Below are 16,512 nucleotides of genomic sequence, written 5' to 3'. Positions count from 1 at the left end.
TCCGGGATATATTTTGTACATTTATAGTGTAATTAAAAGAAACGGATTATGACTCAGGAAGAGATGCTTTCACAGATGAACTCAATGCTGCAGTCCCTGCAGCAGGTGAACGCATCCCAGGCTGAGACCATTATCAGGCTTACCCGGCAGAATGAATCCTTACAGAACCGTCTCAATGAGCTGACGGCTCAAGTCGCATGGCTGAACCGCCAGCTTTTCGGTCACAAGTCAGAGAAACTCCCGTCTCTTGATTCCAACCAGCCTGACCTGTTCGGTGACTTTCTTCCTGATAACGCGGCTGAACTGGAAAAAGCGCGTGAAGTAGCGGTGCAGACAATCACAAAAGAAACGGTGGAGAGCAAGAAACGGGAACGGAATAACCGCAGGATAATGGAAGGTCTTCCCGTACTTGAAAGGGTAATCATCGAGCCGGAAGACATTGACCTGGAACTGTACAGGAAGATTGGTGAGGAAGTGACCCGTGTGGTGGAACATAAGCCCGGACAACTTTATATAAAGGAGATTGTACGGCCCAAATATGCCCTTAAAGACAACACTTCACTTCCACCGGTCGGCAGAAAAGGAGTGGAGATAGCCGCCATGCCGCTGTTGCCTATATACAAAGGAATAGCGGGACCTACACTTTTGGCGGAGATACTCCTGCAGAAATATGAGTATCATCTTCCCTTCTACCGCCAGGTGAAACAGTTGCATCACCTGGGCTTCAAAGCTAGTGAAAGTACCATAGACGGATGGTTCAAGCCTGCGGTTGAACTTCTCAAGCCACTTTACGAGGTACTCAGGCAGGAAATCATGAAATCCGACTACATACAGGGGGATGAAACGACCGTACCTGTACTGGACAAGGCAGGACATCAGACCAACAAGGAATACTTGTGGATGGTCAGGGCAGTAGTCGAACGACTGGTGCTTTTCCATTATGACAAAGGATCACGGTCAGGTACGGTGATAGGGCAACTGGCTAAAAACTTCAAGGGTTATTTTCAATGTGACGGCTTTGAGGGTTACGAATCGGCTTTCAAGGTCAACCCGAATGTGCGCCTTGTTAACTGCATGGCTCATATACGCAGGTATTTTGAGCAGGCACTTGCTGAAAACAGGCAGATGGCGGAACATGCCTTAAAAGAAATACAGCTTCTATATCGCATAGAACATGACTGTGACCAGAAGCAGCTTACAGAAAATGAACGAATGGGAAAACGTCAGGAACTTGCTGGACCTATTATGGATGCCTTGAAGCTATGGATGGAAACAGAAGGGATAAAATACAGCCCAAACAGCCTGACCGGAAAGGCGATAACCTATGCCTATACCCGCTGGGAGAATATGATGAGGTATCTGCAGGATGGACGTATCCATATTGATAACAATCTGGCGGAAAATGCCATCCGACCAATCACATTGGGTAGAAAGAACTACTTGTTCTGTGGAGACCATCAGGCGGCCGTCAGCATGAGTGTCGTCTGTTCGTTACTGGCTACGTGCAAAGCGCATAAAGTAAATCCGCGCACTTATCTGAATGACGTTATAGCAAGAATGCCATATATGCAGAAGGCAAATTATGAGGAACTGCTACAAATGTTGCCACACAAATGGAAGGAAAAGAATAAAGAATGATGGAGATACAACGATAGATGGCTGCTTACCTGGAAAGGAGATATAGCCATTTTTTATAGTGTACTTTATCGGATGCTTACAAAATATGTTAGAAGTTCATGCAATATTGCACAGGCAAAGGTGCTATGAAAATATGATAGAGAAAACGGGTATTTTATCGGATGCTTACAGAAATGCAATGTGTAGCTGGACTTCCACTACTATATCGTTACCTGCCCATTTAAAAAAGCGTTTTTAATCGCTGATTTATAAAAGATTAAAACGAACTACCCTCTTTTAAGTGAAGTATCTAATCTTTTCAATATATCTGTAAAATTAGAATAAATCTTCTGTTTGCTACATCCAATACCTGCGAGGTATTGATAAGTCTTTAACAAATCACATTTTCTATTGAATGGAGCATCAGTTTCTGTGAGTATTCTGTCTAATGGAATGTGTTCTATTATTTTTTTTCCACTGACACTCCGAGTCATAGCTTCATTTACAGAAAAGTAATAACCCTTCTGTATTATTTCTGGCATTACGCTTAATTTACCTGTATACCAATGGAATATAACGTTTTTAATATTGTATTCCACCAATATGTCGAGTAATTCTCTTTCGGCATTTCGAGAATGAACACTGATAATTTTATTTTTATCCTTTAAACATGTCAGTATTGAATGCAGACAATCCAACTGTGTGTGTTTTGATAATATACCTTCTCGTGAAAAATCCAAACCTATTTCACCTATATATGAAGTCTTATCTACATACAGTTGAAATAAATTCAATTGATCTTCAATCTCTTTAGCCAAAAGAGGGTGAAAACCTAAAGCCAACCGTATATGTCTATATTTACAAACTGCGTTGTATCCAATATTAAAATGCTCTGGACAATTAGTAACACCAATGACCAGATTTCCCTCTGCTTCCATCTTTGCAATATAAGCTTCGGGGGCAGGCATCATATCAAAATGACAATGGGTATCGACCATGATTCTCTTTAATTAACCACGTTTTGACTTGTTCATATGAATGTAAAGCTAACTCTGTATATTGTAATAGTTCATCTTCATTTGTTATACCATTAAGCCTCAATTCGTGCTCAATATTTTTTCTGTTACATCTAAATTTCAAGAAATAGATTAACGAACGAATATCATTACTACTTTCTTGTTTTGTATCACTAATTTTAAAATGTCTACTATCAAACATATCCGTTCCAATATCCATTATGTTGTCAGCACCAACTATATCTAAAGCAACGCGACGATATATGCATGGAAGACAATGTCCACAATGTCTTATATTCCCACCACGTCTATCCCACCATCTATTATGTGAACGTTTTGCACAAGAACATGACTCTGAATATATAGTAGACAATATTCTCTTTTTGTCATCATTCATATAACAGTCTATCATCATATCAGCTTTTGATTTCAATTGATAGGGATTTATGATTGTATTATTAATCCCGATTTTTGTCAAAGCATTCTGAATACGTTTGATAAATGTTGGATGTGTTGTCCTTGTGCTACAAGCACCTCTACGTCCTTTATCAAGAGGAATATTTATGGATATAGTACCATTCTCTGGTACTATAAGGCTTGTTTTATCAGAAATGGAATGAGCAACATATATACCAGCTGCAAAGAAAAGTAACGAGCGTGATCTAAATGTACCTTCTGCACCTGATTTATTCACCCACGTCTTAGGCTTTAATCCAGCATTTACCAAAACACGTTCATATTGATTATTATAAAATCCCTTCTCTCGGCAAATATCTAATATTCGCTTTTGATCACCACCTTCTTTTCCTAATTCTTTATGCGAAACCAATAATATTTTTCTATTTTCTAACAAAGAACTGGCTTCATCAATAAATCCGATTAAAGAATCTAATCCCCCAGAAAATAAGCATACTTTATCAAACTCGCCTCGTTCAAAGTTCTTCTGTATAGTCGGTCGGTAGTCGTATTCAGGAGCTTGTACAAAATTGAAATACCACGTGTCTCCAGTCAAAAAATTTACAGCAGATTCGAAAAGTGTCACTGCATGCTGCATTTTTACTACATTTTTAACTGGTATACAATTAATAATCAAGCTTCTATGCCATCCATCCAAAGAAAATTTCAACCTATTTATTGCTCTATCGACATTATAGACAACTAAGGATAATATTAAGAAGTCAAATGCCGTTGACTCCATATCATGGGCAAATGTCCACAAATCTTCAAAGCCAAATTTCATATCTACAGAATGAATAATATTCTGCTCATCAATAAAAGATAAGGAAAATGTCCCCAATCGTCTATTATCACGATTTTGACTATACTGTATGTTTACAACTATTGCCATATATCTAAAATTTTACCTGTCATTTCATCAACAAATTGTCTACCTTCCAGAGAGAATATATTTATATTATGCATTTCCTCTCCTAAATAAATAGACACTTCATTCTTTAAAAATCTTTTAATTTCGCCAAACACTCTTTCGGGATTGGCTTCTTTAGAAAAAATATGTGTTTGGAAAAGCTCTGCATTATATTCTATGATATAGCTTACATTATATGAAATAAGCCAACCATCTATCATATCTTGGTTGGCGTTTTGAATAATACCATTAAAATCTTCTATCTCTTCACACTCATTGAAAACTTCAGCTAATAACTCATCCAGTGCAGCCTTTGCTGCCTCATCATCAGGATTAGCATCATCTTTTTCAGCCAATTTGTCATAAAGTTGATATAATAGTTTTTGAGCTGTTAATTCTTGTAATGCATCTGGAGATAAACCTAAAAAGTCAACAACTCCTAAATCTTTAATTCCACTAACTAATCCTAGAAAATTTTGAGCTATCCGCGAACCAGCCTTACCAAAAGAATAACTTTTTCCACGTCCTCTACCACTTTGTTTTCCAGTTTCATTTCTTTTACCTCTATAAACAGTGTCACTAACTGCATTTGAAAAAGCTATTAAAAACTTTTTTATACTTTCCGGAGTAGCTTCTGTGGTCACTTCCGTCATAGCTTTCTTAGCTGAGCTCCAATTAGGAGTAGTTTTCAGTTTGAATGATTGTGATGTTCCCATAATCTATTGTTTTATTGCTCTATCCAATCGTTTGTTTATTGGAAGACTTTGGATATAGTCTTTCAACTCATTGATTATTTTAGCACGTTTGAAAAAGATTCCAGCTTGTGCATCAATCTCATTGATTGAAACACCTTCAAAAATTAATTTACACCTATCTAAAGAAACACCTAATAACCTATTATTCTCATCACTATTCACAATTCTCCAGATATGTTCTTCTGTAGGATTTTTCTTTAATCCCATATTCAGTAGCATGGCAAATTGATCTTTCTCTTCATCAGCAAACTTTGACAGTTCTCTTTCCAACTCTGGTTTGAGAGTACGAACTGCAACATGTTTGCTTAACCTTCCAAACACAGCATTAACATGGGAACTAATAAGACTTTCTACAGGAACTGCATCTTTCAATGATTCTCTTGATATCCAAAAATAATTCCGAAGATTAATGTTTACTAAACTCGGTGTTGCCTTCAACCATCCTTTCAAAATATCTGAGTCCCATTTGTCTTTCCATCCAGTGGCAATAATAGTTCCAGCATTTGCTTGCTCTTCTATTTCTTTAATATCACAAATATATCCGTCAATTATTTGTTTTTCATACAATTCTTCAAAGCGTGCCCTATAAATAGGATTATACTCTAGTGTCATTAATTTCACTAAAATTTCTGACTTTATATCATTGAAATTAGCCACGTTAGCCAATTCTAAACGTATATCTAGAGTGTTTAAGAAACGTTTCAATTGACGAGGATTACCATTCAAAAAATTCAGCATTAAAGGTATAATACAGACCATTCGTTCTACAGAGACAAAATTTGCAGTAGGATTATCAGCTTTCATCATAGCTAAATCATATCTTGTATGCTTATCATTTTCTCTAAATTTTAAATACATCTTATATACCTGAGAGTATTCCAATGCAGTTAGTTTCTGTTTACATAGTAGCAGAAGTATATATGTTTCCTGTTCGGACCGTGATAATTTGGGTAGTTTATAAGGTAATTGTATCAACTTCTCCAAATAGTCAGAGAATGGGCTATAAGCTTTTTCCTTTGTTCGATCTACAGGATAATGTTTTTCGATTGCATACTCAATTATTCTTTCATCTGCACCAATAATGAATGCCGTTCTACTAACATTTAAAAATAGTTTTACTGCCTCCAAACATTCTATTACCCTTTCTGGAGCACAACGATCTAAATCATCAATATATACGATTATGGCCTTGTAATTTGCTTCTACTACTATTTTTTCAAAGTCCTGTCTAAATCTTGAAATTATTTTTGAAGTATTATAGACAGATACTTCCTTTAGAAGTTCATTGTAGTCATCTTCTTCTATCAAGCCTTTTAAGTCATCTTTTGTCGGAAGTAACTCCTTTACTTTATCTGGTAGTATAACACCTGCTATCTTTTTCAAAATTAATACCCCAACTGAAAGCTTATTGATTTTTCCAATTAACTCATCTGCTTTTTCAAAAAAGTCTTTATCCTTTTTTATATCGTTGACTATTTCAAAAAGAATATTTTCCATCAAAGTCAATTTAGTATTCTCATAATTTTCAAATTGCCAGCTATTAAACGTAATTTGAAGTATTTTATCGGTTTTCTGATGGTTCTCACTATTTTTCTTAACAATCCATTCATCTAAATCCTTTTGAAGTAAAAGCATAAGACTGCTCTTTCCACTTCCCCAATTTCCAAACACCCCTATAGACAAAGGGAGCATTTCATCTTTAAGAACCACATTTTTTAATAACATGGAATGAACCTTATAACCAAGTAAATCTTCATTTGTCTCTAAATCTTTCCACATAGTCTGCTTTATTTACTCTAGATACCTTTATATATGTTTGACCAATTTCACCAATCAAAAAAACAGTGACAGATAACAGCAAGTTACTCTATCTCATCCTAGTTCATAATTTATGTAAGATTTCCACGTATTACAAAGACATGTGGATAAGGCCGAATAATCAAATCAAACACTTGCTTTTATTATGAACTATAGTCTTTTACAAGACTAAGTTTGATTATTTTTCATTACCTCATGAAAGAAATCTGCCATTTCGCTATAAGTATGTTCACGTCCTTCCTTTGATTTAGATAATATAGATTTCTCGGAATTCTCAATCGCTTTATCAAAATCTCCTCCATTAGCAAGCAAGAAATTATGTAATCCTCTGCATTTTCTGCTCAAAAAATCCTCGGTCTTTTCATAACTACAAATTCGCTCCAATTCCTTTGCTAATTCATTTGAGTTATTGAATTGTTGAGTCGTATATTTGAAATGATATAAGAACCATATTTCCAAACAGCGCTCGTTCTCAAAAAAACGTATTAGACTTTCTGTTCCTTGCCGCTTCTTGATGATCGTTTTTTGATGATATTTTGTTTTTAGTCTTAAATAGTTCTCTCGATTACGCCCTTCTTTCTTATTATCCATATCAATTAGACAGAATATCATATTATATCCGTCATCGATGCATTGTTCTATTCGACGTTCCAATTCAGCCATGCTAGTGGCATGGTTTGGAACAACTGGTTTCACTTGTGCATGAATAACACCTTCTAATGACTTCAAATAATACTTTTCAGTCGGCCCTTCACCAATAACAGCTATTGTAGTTTTTGTTTTCCGCATTTTCATATCACTTCCTTAAAAAATGGGACCTAATTCCGGTTTTGCACCAAGTTTTCCTGTTCTATATGCCTTATAAAGAGATAGATTTTTGTGCAATCCAAATTCAGAAGCACAATAAAGTTCAGTAGAGGCATCTTCCTTTGATTTCTCAGTAAACCAAACCATATCTCGACGTATAAATTCTTCATCCAATAACTGCTGGTCTTGTGTCGTGAACAGTATTTGCGAATTGGCTGTATTCATCATAAAAGTCGTCAGAAAATAGAGCAAAAGATCATAATGCAAATTACTTTCTATTTCATCAAAACTATATATATGATCTTCACGTAACATATTAAACATACATTCCTGTAGCTGAAAATAGCGTAATGTCCCCAATGATTGGTCAATAGAAGATAAAGTAAAATCAGATCCGTCTATGGTGTGATGAGTAAAAAACACATCTTTGCCACTTTGCATTCTTGCTTCATTGTCAATACTTATATTAGAAATATTAAAATCAGCCTTTCGCATAGCCGATATAAAATAATCTTTCTTCTCTTTATTATCAATCAACTGCTGGGCAATATCCAAAAGAGTATTTCCCTTCATACCATGCACATACCGAACAATCCAGTTATAGGTATCACGGAATATCTTTGCATCTTCATTTAGAGATACTTTTGCGAAAGTAGACAGTACAGTATGGTTATTCAAAGTATTGTCTACAATTGTTTTCTTACTTTTCAAATGCAAACCGACTGTACGACCAAATTCAATATCCGGTACTACATCTTCATGAACAAACTTCCGACTATAAAATAAAGATAATACTCCATTAGGAGCATATTCCATTTTCTCAGAAATGATATAGCGGTTATTATACTCCACTGAATAGTCGTATCGTACTTGCCCTATATAAAAGGACACGGACAATCGGGTATTTTTATCCTTATCCAAAGCAAACGGATAAAAAGGTATAGCCTGCAGCTTATTAGTATAGGGAGACACCAACATTCTCCATATTGTTTCATAGGCATAGAGAATATTACTTTTTCCGGAAGCATTAGCCCCATAAAGTATAAGCATACGATTTAACCGCATCCCTGGTTTGATTTCGATAGTCAATAACTCATGAGAGGTCTTGTCTTTGGTAGCCTCGAAAGATAACACCTGCTCTTTTCGTATTGACATGAAATTTTCTATACCAAGTTCTCTAATCATACATTCATCCTTTCATTTCGTAATTTTCCTACAAAAATAACAAATAATCTGCGCAAAATACACTTTTCTTGCTATTATTTTACTTTTTTATCTTTTGGGGTAATTTCGTATCATCACCAGTTGATCAATTCCATTCTTTATGAAAAGAGCTGACTTTCCGTGACAATAAATGACACTATAATCTAAATCATGCAAATACGCCCTATCTTGCATCAAAAATATGGTGCAACTAAAAAAATATCATTATTATGGAAGTCATTTACATTGAAACCAAACTGTTTGAAAAAATGATGAATCAATTCAACGCTTTTACAAAACAAGTAGATTCGCTTTGTCAAAAAGTCAATGTCAAAAATCTTAGTGCATGAATGGATAGCCAAGATGTATGTTTGAGATTGAATATTTCTCCCCGGACATTACAAACCCTAAGAGATAACGGTAAATTACCTTATTCACAAATTCAGCACAAGATTTTCTATAAACCGGAGGATGTAGAGGCATTATTGACTTTTGTAGGGCTTCAACGGAAAGAGAAAATTTTAAAATCAAAAATATAAATAGGTCATGAAAGGTATTATAATGAAAGACAACAAACAGGTTGTTGCTTTTTTCAAGGCATTGGACAGTATGCTTGTGAAAATGAACAAGATCATAGATAATAGCCGTCCTCCATTGAATGGAGAGCGATATATTACAGATAAGGAGTTAGCCCAATGATTAAAAATTAGCAGAAGAACTTTGCAGGAGTATCGTAACAATGGAATGCTTCCTTATTATCAGTTAGGAGGGAAGATCTTGTATAAAGAATCAGATGTGGAAAAGTTATTGGAAGATAATTATCGTAAGGCTTTTCAAGAGTAGATTCTCTATCTGGTCTGAAATATTATCAAAGGTATTATGTATAATATTCATCTGATTATAATAGTACTACGTTCAATTAATGGCTCACAAATTAGCATATCAAATAGAAATTTCGTAACTTTGTAATATGATAGAAGGATGAATACCACTGTAAAATGCAGCAGGTAATACAGGGTGAAATCGGAGGACTTCACAAACCTGATGTCTTAGAAATACTGATAATCAAACGGTTACAGAAGCATAATATAAAGCGTTCGAGCCCCAGGCGGATCACTAAAAACAAATTAATCTCTTGATAATCAGATGTTATCAAGAGATTTTTTGTCTTATACCGGAACAGATTGGTAAGGCAATTCCATTAAAAAAGTACTGCCTATCCCCAATTGGGAATCGATCAATATACGTCCGTTCATTTTGTCAACAATAGATTTACAAATAGACAAACCCAACCCCGCACCTTGAATAAAAGAATCTATCTTCTCGAATCTTTCGAATATCTTGTCTTTCATATCCTGCGGAATACCACATCCGGTATCCCTGACACCGATACGCACATAGCGGGAATCTACTTCATAGAATATCTCTATATGCCCGCAAGTCGTATTCTTGAGAGCATTCGAAAGGAAGTTATCCAGTACCTGTTTGATTCGTGTCCTGTCTAAATTCACCAAGAAATCCCGCTGAGGATAATTAGCCCGAAGTTCGATGCCGGAAGGTATCTGACAAGCATATTCCGAAACGCTCTCATCAAAAAGGTCTGCCAGATTAAACCAATCAGGATGCAACTCCAGATACCCGGATTCTATCTTGGAAAGGTCAAGAACATCGTTTATCAGATTGAGCAAAAGCTGGCTGTTGTGAGTGATTTGCGAATTATAAAATTCTTTCTCCGCCATATTTTCCGTGCTTGCCAACAGACTTGAAAAACCGACGATAGCATTCAGAGGAGTACGAATCTCATGACTTATATTAGCCAAAAAAGCAGACTTCAGGCAGTCCGACACTTCGACTTCACGACGGGCCTTGTCTTGAGACTTATTATAGACAACAGTTGGCTCCGTTTTATCCGAATTTATCAACAGATAACCTATAGGATTATGATTGTCATCATACAGAATGGTTGCTTTTGTCGCTAAATCAATCACCCCTTCTTTCTTTGAATTCTGATAATACTGCCCCACTTTCGAGAAATCATAGCGGAAAGTAAAATCGGTATCTTCGTTATTCCTCAACTTTTCTTTCATTTCCTCCGGGAAAATAGGATTCTCGAAGATATTAATCCCCAACAAGTCTTCTTTCCTATCTATATGAAAAATCTCCAGTTCCTTGTCATTCAGACCAACTAGGATTCCATCCTTATTATACAGTTCGAGACCGACAGGTAAATGCTTGAAGATATAATCCAGAAGACGTTCACTATACCGCAAAGCCTGATAAGCTGTTGCCATATCAGGACCGTCCTGAACTTCGGCTATGCCATAGACTTTTTTATTTCCCTCTTCGTCCGTTTCCTGAAAGCTGACTTTGCTACGTATCCAGACAGGGCCTTTCACCGTGTCGAACAAATATACAGTTTCCGACATCTGAAGTACACCAAAAGAATGAGCTGTCGTAGGATGCTCTTCCTCTTTCAGTATACGTTTATTGAAATCCTCAAAACTGATAACTCCTGTTTCATCCAAACCCAAAAGTTCTGATATATATCCAGAACATTCATAGCTCGCAGTTGTTAAATCGGCCTTCCACCACCCCATGTTAGCGTGATTCATCAACTTCGAGAAAAATTTGAAATCTTTCTGTTTATTCATAACATCCACTAATCATTTTAACATAGTTAAGCGCACAAAAATAAATATTCCACTTAACCAGGACTTTCTACAAAGACTCTTTTTAGCATATTATAAGAAGATTATGCGTCATTAAACTAAAAAGCGCCCGACTGTAATTCTCTCGAAAAGAGAGATTTCCAGTCGGGCGCAGGGTGTGATTTCTATATTTTGTTTTACTTCTTCAATGCCTTATAAACAGCTTTTGCCATTATTTCAGCTCCCGCTTCGTTCGGATGAATCTTGTCCGGAAAAAGCTGGGGGATTCCGTCCATTGCCGTATGAAGATCGATAACCGGCAAATTATTTTTCTTGGCAACCTTCTTTATCATCGGAATTATTTCTTTAGCGATAATATCATCGTTGATGTTATCACCGGTCTGATAAGCTTTGGAAGGATAGCAGAGATAAATTTCGGGTTGTGCGGGCAGAGCTTTGAAAGCATCCACCATCGTCTGCAAGTCTTTTGTGAAGTCTGCTTTATACTTCCAGTTGAATGATTTGCTATCGTTCGTTCCTAGTTTGATAACTACGATATTGGGATTGAAAGCCAATGCATCCTGATAAGTTTTTTCGTTCATATAAGGACGGTCACCTTTATTTAATAATGTGCGGGCACTTACTCCGAAATTCTTTACCCAATAAGCATCCCCCATCATGCGGCCCAATACAGCAGGATAGCTGTCACGGTCGCGATTCTTGATGCGTGCTCCATATGTAATGCTATTGCCGATACAGGCAACACGGATAGCATCTTTATGAGGAACCTTGAAACTACGCAGCCAGGAAGTCAGCTCGTCCAGCATTTCGTTTTTATAAAGGAAACTCTCGCGAATCCCCCAGCCATGTCCTCCGGAAGGATAGATATGGAGAACGGCAGGGACTTTATGCTTATTCAGAGCCAGATAATAATTCACACCGTTAGCGGGCGGCACTGCCTTGTCATCATCACTATAAACGATAAAAGCACGCGGCGTGTCTTTCGTCACTTGCTTTTCATTGGAATACTCAGTTTCCAATTCGGCAGAAGCGTCCTTACCCAAAAGGTTATTGCGTGAACCCATATGAGTATAAGACTTATCCATCGTAATCACCGGATAAAAGAGAATCTGAAAGTTCGGACGAAGTTCGGGTTTGGCATGAGTGGCAACGGTTGAAGCCAGATGACCGCCGGCGGAAGACCCCATAATACCGATATCATTGGGATTCAGATTCCACACATCCGCGCTGTCGCGCACAATTTTCATGGCAGCTTCGGCATCCGAAATAGGAAGTGTGCGGTCACCTTTCGGCATACGGTATTTGAGAACAATCAGCGCAATACCTTGTTTGTTGAAATACGGTGCCCAGTCATAACCTTCATGATTGACAGCCAGATGCGAATATCCGCCACCGGGACATGCCACCACAGCACGACCTGTCGCCAGTTCCGGCGCCGGAAGGAATACACGTAGTGAAGGCTGTTCAATATCAAAAGGTTTCGGAGCATTTTGGGCTACCACCCGAAAACCTGCCAGCAAAAGAAGCAACAGGAAGAAAATAGTAGAAAATTTCTGTTTCATAGTATATATATACTTTGATTAATGAATTATTGGATGCGCGAAGATAGTAATTTTGTGTATCTTTGCACCTCATTTTGATTATAAAAATTATATGCAAGGAATAAAGAATCTCACACAAGGTCCTATCAACCGCCAACTGTTCAATCTGGCAATGCCTATCATGGCAACCTCATTCATCCAAATGGCGTATAGTCTTACGGATATGGCATGGGTGGGACGACTGGGAAGTGAAGCTGTAGCCGCTATCGGTTCTGTCGGGATTCTGACATGGATGTCCGGTTCTATCTCCTTATTAAACAAAGTAGGTTCCGAGGTTAGTGTCGGACAGTCCATCGGTGCACAGAGTCAGGAAGATGCACGAAACTTTGCATCCCACAATATTACAATTGCATTGATTCTTTCTTTGTGCTGGGGTGGATTGCTTTTTGTTTTCGCAGACCCTATCATACGTATCTATGAACTCGAAGAGCACATTACCGCCAATGCCGTCCAGTACTTGCGAATTGTTTCTACCGGATTGCCGTTCATATTCCTTTCCGCCGCCTTCACCGGAATCTACAATGCGGCAGGACGTAGCAAAATTCCTTTTTTCATAAGCGGGACAGGATTGATACTGAATATTATCCTCGACCCTCTGTTTATCTTCGGATTCGGACTGGGGACAAACGGCGCGGCTTATGCAACCTGGATTGCGGAAGCAAGCATCTTTCTGATTTTCGTCTATCAGTTGCGACACAGGGATGCGTTATTGGGCGGTTTTCCATTCTTCACCCGCCTAAAGAAAAAATACACACGGAGAATCTTAAAGCTGGGACTGCCCGTAGCTACTTTAAATACCTTGTTTGCTTTCGTCAATATGTTCCTTTGCCGCACGGCCTCAGAGCAGGGAGGGCATATCGGACTGATGACTTTCACTACCGGCGGACAGATAGAAGCTATCACTTGGAATACTTCACAGGGGTTCTCCACCGCACTAAGCGCCTTCATCGCCCAAAACTATGCGGCCGGACGAACCGAACGAGTACTCAAAGCCTGGCACACAACTTTATGGATGACGGGAATTTTCGGAACGTTCTGTACACTGCTTTTCGTATTCTTCGGAAACGAGGTATTCTCTATCTTCGTCCCCGAACAGGCTGCCTATGAAGCCGGTGGTGTGTTCTTACGTATCGACGGATATTCACAACTCTTCATGATGCTCGAAATCACGATGCAGGGAGTATTCTACGGAATCGGGCGCACGATACCTCCTGCCGTTATCAGTATCGTCTGCAATTATATGCGTATCCCGCTCGCCATCTTGTTTGTCCGGATGGGTATGGGAGTAGAAGGCATCTGGTGGGCTGTCTGTGTCACAACTGTTGCCAAGGGGCTGGTTCTTTTAAGCTGGTTTGTCATAATCAAAAAGAAGTGCCTGAGCATCCCTACTCTAGCTAGAGGATAGTTTTTCATAGCTTTTCATTAACATGCGAAAAGAATTGGCCGAGTTATTTTAACTTAAAAAGTACACGCTTGCCAAATAATATATATCTTTGCAGTGTTATTTATTATACGATGTGATTCGTATAAAACTATATTATTTTATAAACCAATTAAAAAGACATCAACATTATGAACAAGATGAAATTTATGGTTCTCTTTATGAGTATTGCCATGATATTTGGTAGTTGTGGAAGTATGAACAACACTGGTAAAGGTGCTGCTATCGGTGGTGGTTCGGGTGCTGCACTGGGTGCAATCCTGGGTGGTGTTATCGGTAAAGGTAAAGGTGCCGCCATCGGTGCTGCCATTGGTACGGCAGTAGGTGCGGGAACCGGTGCTCTTATCGGCAAGAAGATGGATAAGGCAGCAGCAGAAGCAAAACAAATTGAAGGCGCACAAGTAGAACAGATAACAGACAACAACGGATTGCAAGCCGTGAAAGTAACATTCGATTCGGGTATTCTTTTCACTACAGGTAATGCCAGTCTGAGTGCTGCCGCTAAATCTGCTCTCAGCAAATTCGCCAACAACGTACTTAACCAGAACCGTGACATGGACGTATCTATTTATGGATATACCGATAACCAGGGCTGGAAAAACAGTACTGCCGAACAAAGCCGCCAGAAAAACCTGAACTTGTCACAGGAACGTGCACAGAGTGTATCCAGCTACCTGTTGAGTTGTGGTGTTTCTACCAATCAGATTAAAAGTGTACAAGGAATGGGCGAAAGCGACCCTGTTGCAAGCAATGACACTGCAGCCGGACGCGAACAGAACCGCCGTGTAGAAGTGTACATGTACGCTAGTGAACAGATGATTAGAGATGCACAGGCAGCCGCTAATTAAAAAATTACTGCGTTACACGCGAAACCTGCTGATATTCTTCTTTGCTTCAACTTTACTGACGGTCATTATCTATCGGTTTATGCCGGTTTATATTACTCCGTTGATGGTTATCCGAAGCGTTCAGCAGATTTTTTCAGGAGATAAACCCACGTGGAAACACACGTGGGTTTCTTTTGATAAGATATCTCCCAGTATGCCGATGGCAGTCATTGCATCCGAAGACAACCGCTTTGCCGAACACAACGGCTTTGATTTCATAGAAATCAAGAAAGCGGTGAAAGAGAATGAAACACGGAAACGGGGTGCAAGCACCATCAGTCAGCAGACAGCCAAGAATGTCTTCTTATGGCCGCAATCTTCGTGGGTACGGAAAGGACTCGAAGTTTATTTCACGTTCCTCATCGAAACGTTCTGGTCGAAAGAACGAATTATGGAAGTCTATCTCAACTCTATTGAAATGGGTAACAGCATCTACGGTGCACAAGCTGCCGCTGAAAATAAATTCGGCACAACGGCCGCCAAACTGACAAGAAGCCAATGCGCCCTCATAGCCGCTACTCTTCCCAATCCGATACGGTTTGACTCGGCCAATCCTTCGCCTTATATACTAAAACGCCAAAAACAAATATTACGGTTGATGAACCTCGTTCCCAAGTTTCCGCCGGAAGAAAAAACGACAGAAAAGAAAGAAAGCAAAAGCAGGAAAAAGAAAAAGCGGTAGACAGATACCACAGTTATTCATCATATGCCTAAGCATATAAGAAAAAAGAAAGAGCAACGGGAATCCATCTCCGTTGCTCTCTTTATATCATTAAGTTTGTTTGTATGTATTATCCTCTTTTAAATGAAGTCCTTCAGTTCTTGTTGCAAACGTTGACGCGTGAAGAAGATGCGACTCTTCACAGTTCCTAATGGCAAACCTAATTTTTCTGCAATTTCGCGATATTTGAAGCCTGATACGTGCATGGAAAAAGGCACTTTATACTCCTTGGGCAATGCATTGACAATGCGGTGCATTTCTTTCAAATCATAAGAACCTTCCGTGCTTTCGAACCCTGAATCCTGCGGCAGGTTCAAGTGGTAATAATTATCGGTGGGGTCTACGAAAGTCTGGTCACGTACTATTTTCCGGTAGTTATTAATAAAGATGTTACGCATGATAGTATACATCCATCCCTTGAAATTTGTGTCTGGAGCAAATTTTTCCTCGTTATCCAAGGCTTTTAAAGATGTTTCCTGCAACAAATCATTCGCTTCTTCACGATTGGCCGTCAGTTTATAAGCGAAACGAAGCAACTCCTCCTGAACTCCAATTAAATCTTTTCTGAAACTTAAACTTTTCATACTTTAAGGGTTTTATGGTTAATATTT

At 38.4% G+C, this 16,512-nt stretch carries 14 protein-coding genes and 1 pseudogene; 6 read left to right on the top strand and 9 right to left on the bottom strand.

Annotated elements, in window-relative coordinates; all coding sequences use genetic code 11:
- The first annotated feature begins 48 nt into the window (after positions 1 to 48).
- On the top strand, positions 49 to 1,638 hold the full coding sequence (tnpC, locus tag ACGHVY_RS05875; protein WP_195473342.1) for an IS66 family transposase: 1,590 nt from the start codon (positions 49 to 51) through the stop codon (positions 1,636 to 1,638).
- 266 nt (positions 1,639 to 1,904) lie between these two features.
- Here tnpC and ACGHVY_RS05870 read toward each other — a convergent pair whose 3' ends face one another.
- From ACGHVY_RS05870 to ACGHVY_RS05845, 6 genes are all read right to left on the bottom strand, one after another.
- Positions 1,905 to 2,615: a TatD family hydrolase gene (locus ACGHVY_RS05870; RefSeq protein WP_390597779.1), complete on the bottom strand. Its 711-nt coding sequence runs from the start codon at positions 2,613 to 2,615 to the stop codon at positions 1,905 to 1,907.
- Positions 2,590 to 3,981 (bottom strand): Qat anti-phage system QueC-like protein QatC, encoded by a 1,392-nt coding sequence (qatC, locus tag ACGHVY_RS05865; RefSeq protein WP_390597777.1) that lies wholly within the window; start codon positions 3,979 to 3,981, stop codon positions 2,590 to 2,592. Before qatC ends, ACGHVY_RS05870 begins: the two co-directional genes overlap by 26 nt.
- Entirely contained in the window at positions 3,972 to 4,715 is a 744-nt protein-coding gene (locus ACGHVY_RS05860) for a hypothetical protein (protein WP_390597775.1), read from the bottom strand. The genes qatC and ACGHVY_RS05860 overlap by 10 nt, the downstream gene beginning before the upstream one ends.
- 3 nt (positions 4,716 to 4,718) lie before the next feature.
- Positions 4,719 to 6,533 (bottom strand): P-loop NTPase fold protein, encoded by a 1,815-nt coding sequence (locus ACGHVY_RS05855; RefSeq protein WP_390597773.1) that lies wholly within the window; start codon positions 6,531 to 6,533, stop codon positions 4,719 to 4,721.
- A 207-nt stretch (positions 6,534 to 6,740) separates the two neighbouring features.
- Positions 6,741 to 7,367: an RloB family protein gene (locus tag ACGHVY_RS05850; protein WP_390597771.1), complete on the bottom strand. Its 627-nt coding sequence runs from the start codon at positions 7,365 to 7,367 to the stop codon at positions 6,741 to 6,743.
- A gap of 9 nt (positions 7,368 to 7,376) precedes the next feature.
- Positions 7,377 to 8,564: an ATP/GTP-binding protein gene (locus ACGHVY_RS05845; protein ID WP_390597769.1), complete on the bottom strand. Its 1,188-nt coding sequence runs from the start codon at positions 8,562 to 8,564 to the stop codon at positions 7,377 to 7,379.
- Between the two features lie 368 nt (positions 8,565 to 8,932).
- On the opposite strand from ACGHVY_RS05845, the gene ACGHVY_RS05840 reads away from it, so the two are divergent.
- Together ACGHVY_RS05840 and ACGHVY_RS05835 are read left to right on the top strand one after the other, a co-directional pair.
- The gene (locus ACGHVY_RS05840) at positions 8,933 to 9,121 is read left to right on the top strand and encodes a helix-turn-helix domain-containing protein (protein ID WP_154029881.1); all 189 of its coding nucleotides are present in this window, start codon (positions 8,933 to 8,935) and stop codon (positions 9,119 to 9,121) included.
- A gap of 7 nt (positions 9,122 to 9,128) precedes the next feature.
- A pseudogene (locus ACGHVY_RS05835) lies at positions 9,129 to 9,425 on the top strand (helix-turn-helix domain-containing protein).
- A 326-nt stretch (positions 9,426 to 9,751) separates the two neighbouring features.
- On the opposite strand, the gene ACGHVY_RS05830 reads toward ACGHVY_RS05835, so the two are convergent.
- Together ACGHVY_RS05830 and ACGHVY_RS05825 are read right to left on the bottom strand one after the other, a co-directional pair.
- Positions 9,752 to 11,233, bottom strand: a complete 1,482-nt coding sequence (locus tag ACGHVY_RS05830; RefSeq protein ID WP_390597767.1) for an ATP-binding protein — start codon at positions 11,231 to 11,233, stop codon at positions 9,752 to 9,754.
- Positions 11,234 to 11,427: 194 nt separating this feature from the next.
- Positions 11,428 to 12,813: a GDSL-type esterase/lipase family protein gene (locus ACGHVY_RS05825; protein WP_390597765.1), complete on the bottom strand. Its 1,386-nt coding sequence runs from the start codon at positions 12,811 to 12,813 to the stop codon at positions 11,428 to 11,430.
- Positions 12,814 to 12,904: 91 nt separating this feature from the next.
- Between ACGHVY_RS05825 and ACGHVY_RS05820 the strand changes: the two genes are divergently transcribed.
- The 3 genes from ACGHVY_RS05820 to mtgA all read left to right on the top strand — a co-directional run bounded on the left by ACGHVY_RS05820 (position 12,905) and on the right by mtgA (position 15,862).
- Positions 12,905 to 14,257, top strand: coding sequence for an MATE family efflux transporter (locus ACGHVY_RS05820; RefSeq protein ID WP_390597763.1), 1,353 nt, complete (start codon positions 12,905 to 12,907; stop codon positions 14,255 to 14,257).
- 167 nt (positions 14,258 to 14,424) lie between these two features.
- Positions 14,425 to 15,141, top strand: coding sequence for an OmpA family protein (locus tag ACGHVY_RS05815; RefSeq protein ID WP_308744932.1), 717 nt, complete (start codon positions 14,425 to 14,427; stop codon positions 15,139 to 15,141).
- The gene (gene mtgA / locus ACGHVY_RS05810) at positions 15,119 to 15,862 is read left to right on the top strand and encodes a monofunctional biosynthetic peptidoglycan transglycosylase (RefSeq protein ID WP_390597762.1); all 744 of its coding nucleotides are present in this window, start codon (positions 15,119 to 15,121) and stop codon (positions 15,860 to 15,862) included. The genes ACGHVY_RS05815 and mtgA overlap by 23 nt, the downstream gene beginning before the upstream one ends.
- Positions 15,863 to 15,981: 119 nt before the next feature.
- On the opposite strand, the gene ACGHVY_RS05805 is transcribed toward mtgA, so the two are convergent.
- The gene (locus ACGHVY_RS05805; RefSeq protein ID WP_308744930.1) at positions 15,982 to 16,485 is read right to left on the bottom strand and encodes an RNA polymerase sigma factor; all 504 of its coding nucleotides are present in this window, start codon (positions 16,483 to 16,485) and stop codon (positions 15,982 to 15,984) included.
- Between the last annotated feature and the right edge of the window lie 27 nt (positions 16,486 to 16,512).

The sequence above is a fragment of the Bacteroides sp. f07 genome, from assembly GCF_042854785.1.
Lineage (GTDB): Bacteria > Bacteroidota > Bacteroidia > Bacteroidales > Bacteroidaceae > Bacteroides.
The sequence above is the reverse complement of the archived record's forward strand: the minus strand, read 5'-3'. Positions and strand labels throughout refer to the sequence as shown.

Bases quoted from the DNA above. Each gene is read 5' to 3' on its own strand.
- tnpC (WP_195473342.1), top strand. From the start codon at position 49: ATGACTCAGGAAGAGATGCTTTCACAGATGAACTCAATGCTGCAGTCC.
- ACGHVY_RS05870 (WP_390597779.1), bottom strand. From the start codon at position 2,615: ATGGTCGATACCCATTGTCATTTTGATATGATGCCTGCCCCCGAAGCT.
- qatC (WP_390597777.1), bottom strand. From the start codon at position 3,981: ATGGCAATAGTTGTAAACATACAGTATAGTCAAAATCGTGATAATAGA.
- ACGHVY_RS05860 (WP_390597775.1), bottom strand. From the start codon at position 4,715: ATGGGAACATCACAATCATTCAAACTGAAAACTACTCCTAATTGGAGC.
- ACGHVY_RS05855 (WP_390597773.1), bottom strand. From the start codon at position 6,533: ATGTGGAAAGATTTAGAGACAAATGAAGATTTACTTGGTTATAAGGTT.
- ACGHVY_RS05850 (WP_390597771.1), bottom strand. From the start codon at position 7,367: ATGAAAATGCGGAAAACAAAAACTACAATAGCTGTTATTGGTGAAGGG.
- ACGHVY_RS05845 (WP_390597769.1), bottom strand. From the start codon at position 8,564: ATGATTAGAGAACTTGGTATAGAAAATTTCATGTCAATACGAAAAGAG.
- ACGHVY_RS05840 (WP_154029881.1), top strand. From the start codon at position 8,933: ATGGATAGCCAAGATGTATGTTTGAGATTGAATATTTCTCCCCGGACA.
- ACGHVY_RS05830 (WP_390597767.1), bottom strand. From the start codon at position 11,233: ATGAATAAACAGAAAGATTTCAAATTTTTCTCGAAGTTGATGAATCAC.
- ACGHVY_RS05825 (WP_390597765.1), bottom strand. From the start codon at position 12,813: ATGAAACAGAAATTTTCTACTATTTTCTTCCTGTTGCTTCTTTTGCTG.
- ACGHVY_RS05820 (WP_390597763.1), top strand. From the start codon at position 12,905: ATGCAAGGAATAAAGAATCTCACACAAGGTCCTATCAACCGCCAACTG.
- ACGHVY_RS05815 (WP_308744932.1), top strand. From the start codon at position 14,425: ATGAACAAGATGAAATTTATGGTTCTCTTTATGAGTATTGCCATGATA.
- mtgA (WP_390597762.1), top strand. From the start codon at position 15,119: ATGCACAGGCAGCCGCTAATTAAAAAATTACTGCGTTACACGCGAAAC.
- ACGHVY_RS05805 (WP_308744930.1), bottom strand. From the start codon at position 16,485: ATGAAAAGTTTAAGTTTCAGAAAAGATTTAATTGGAGTTCAGGAGGAG.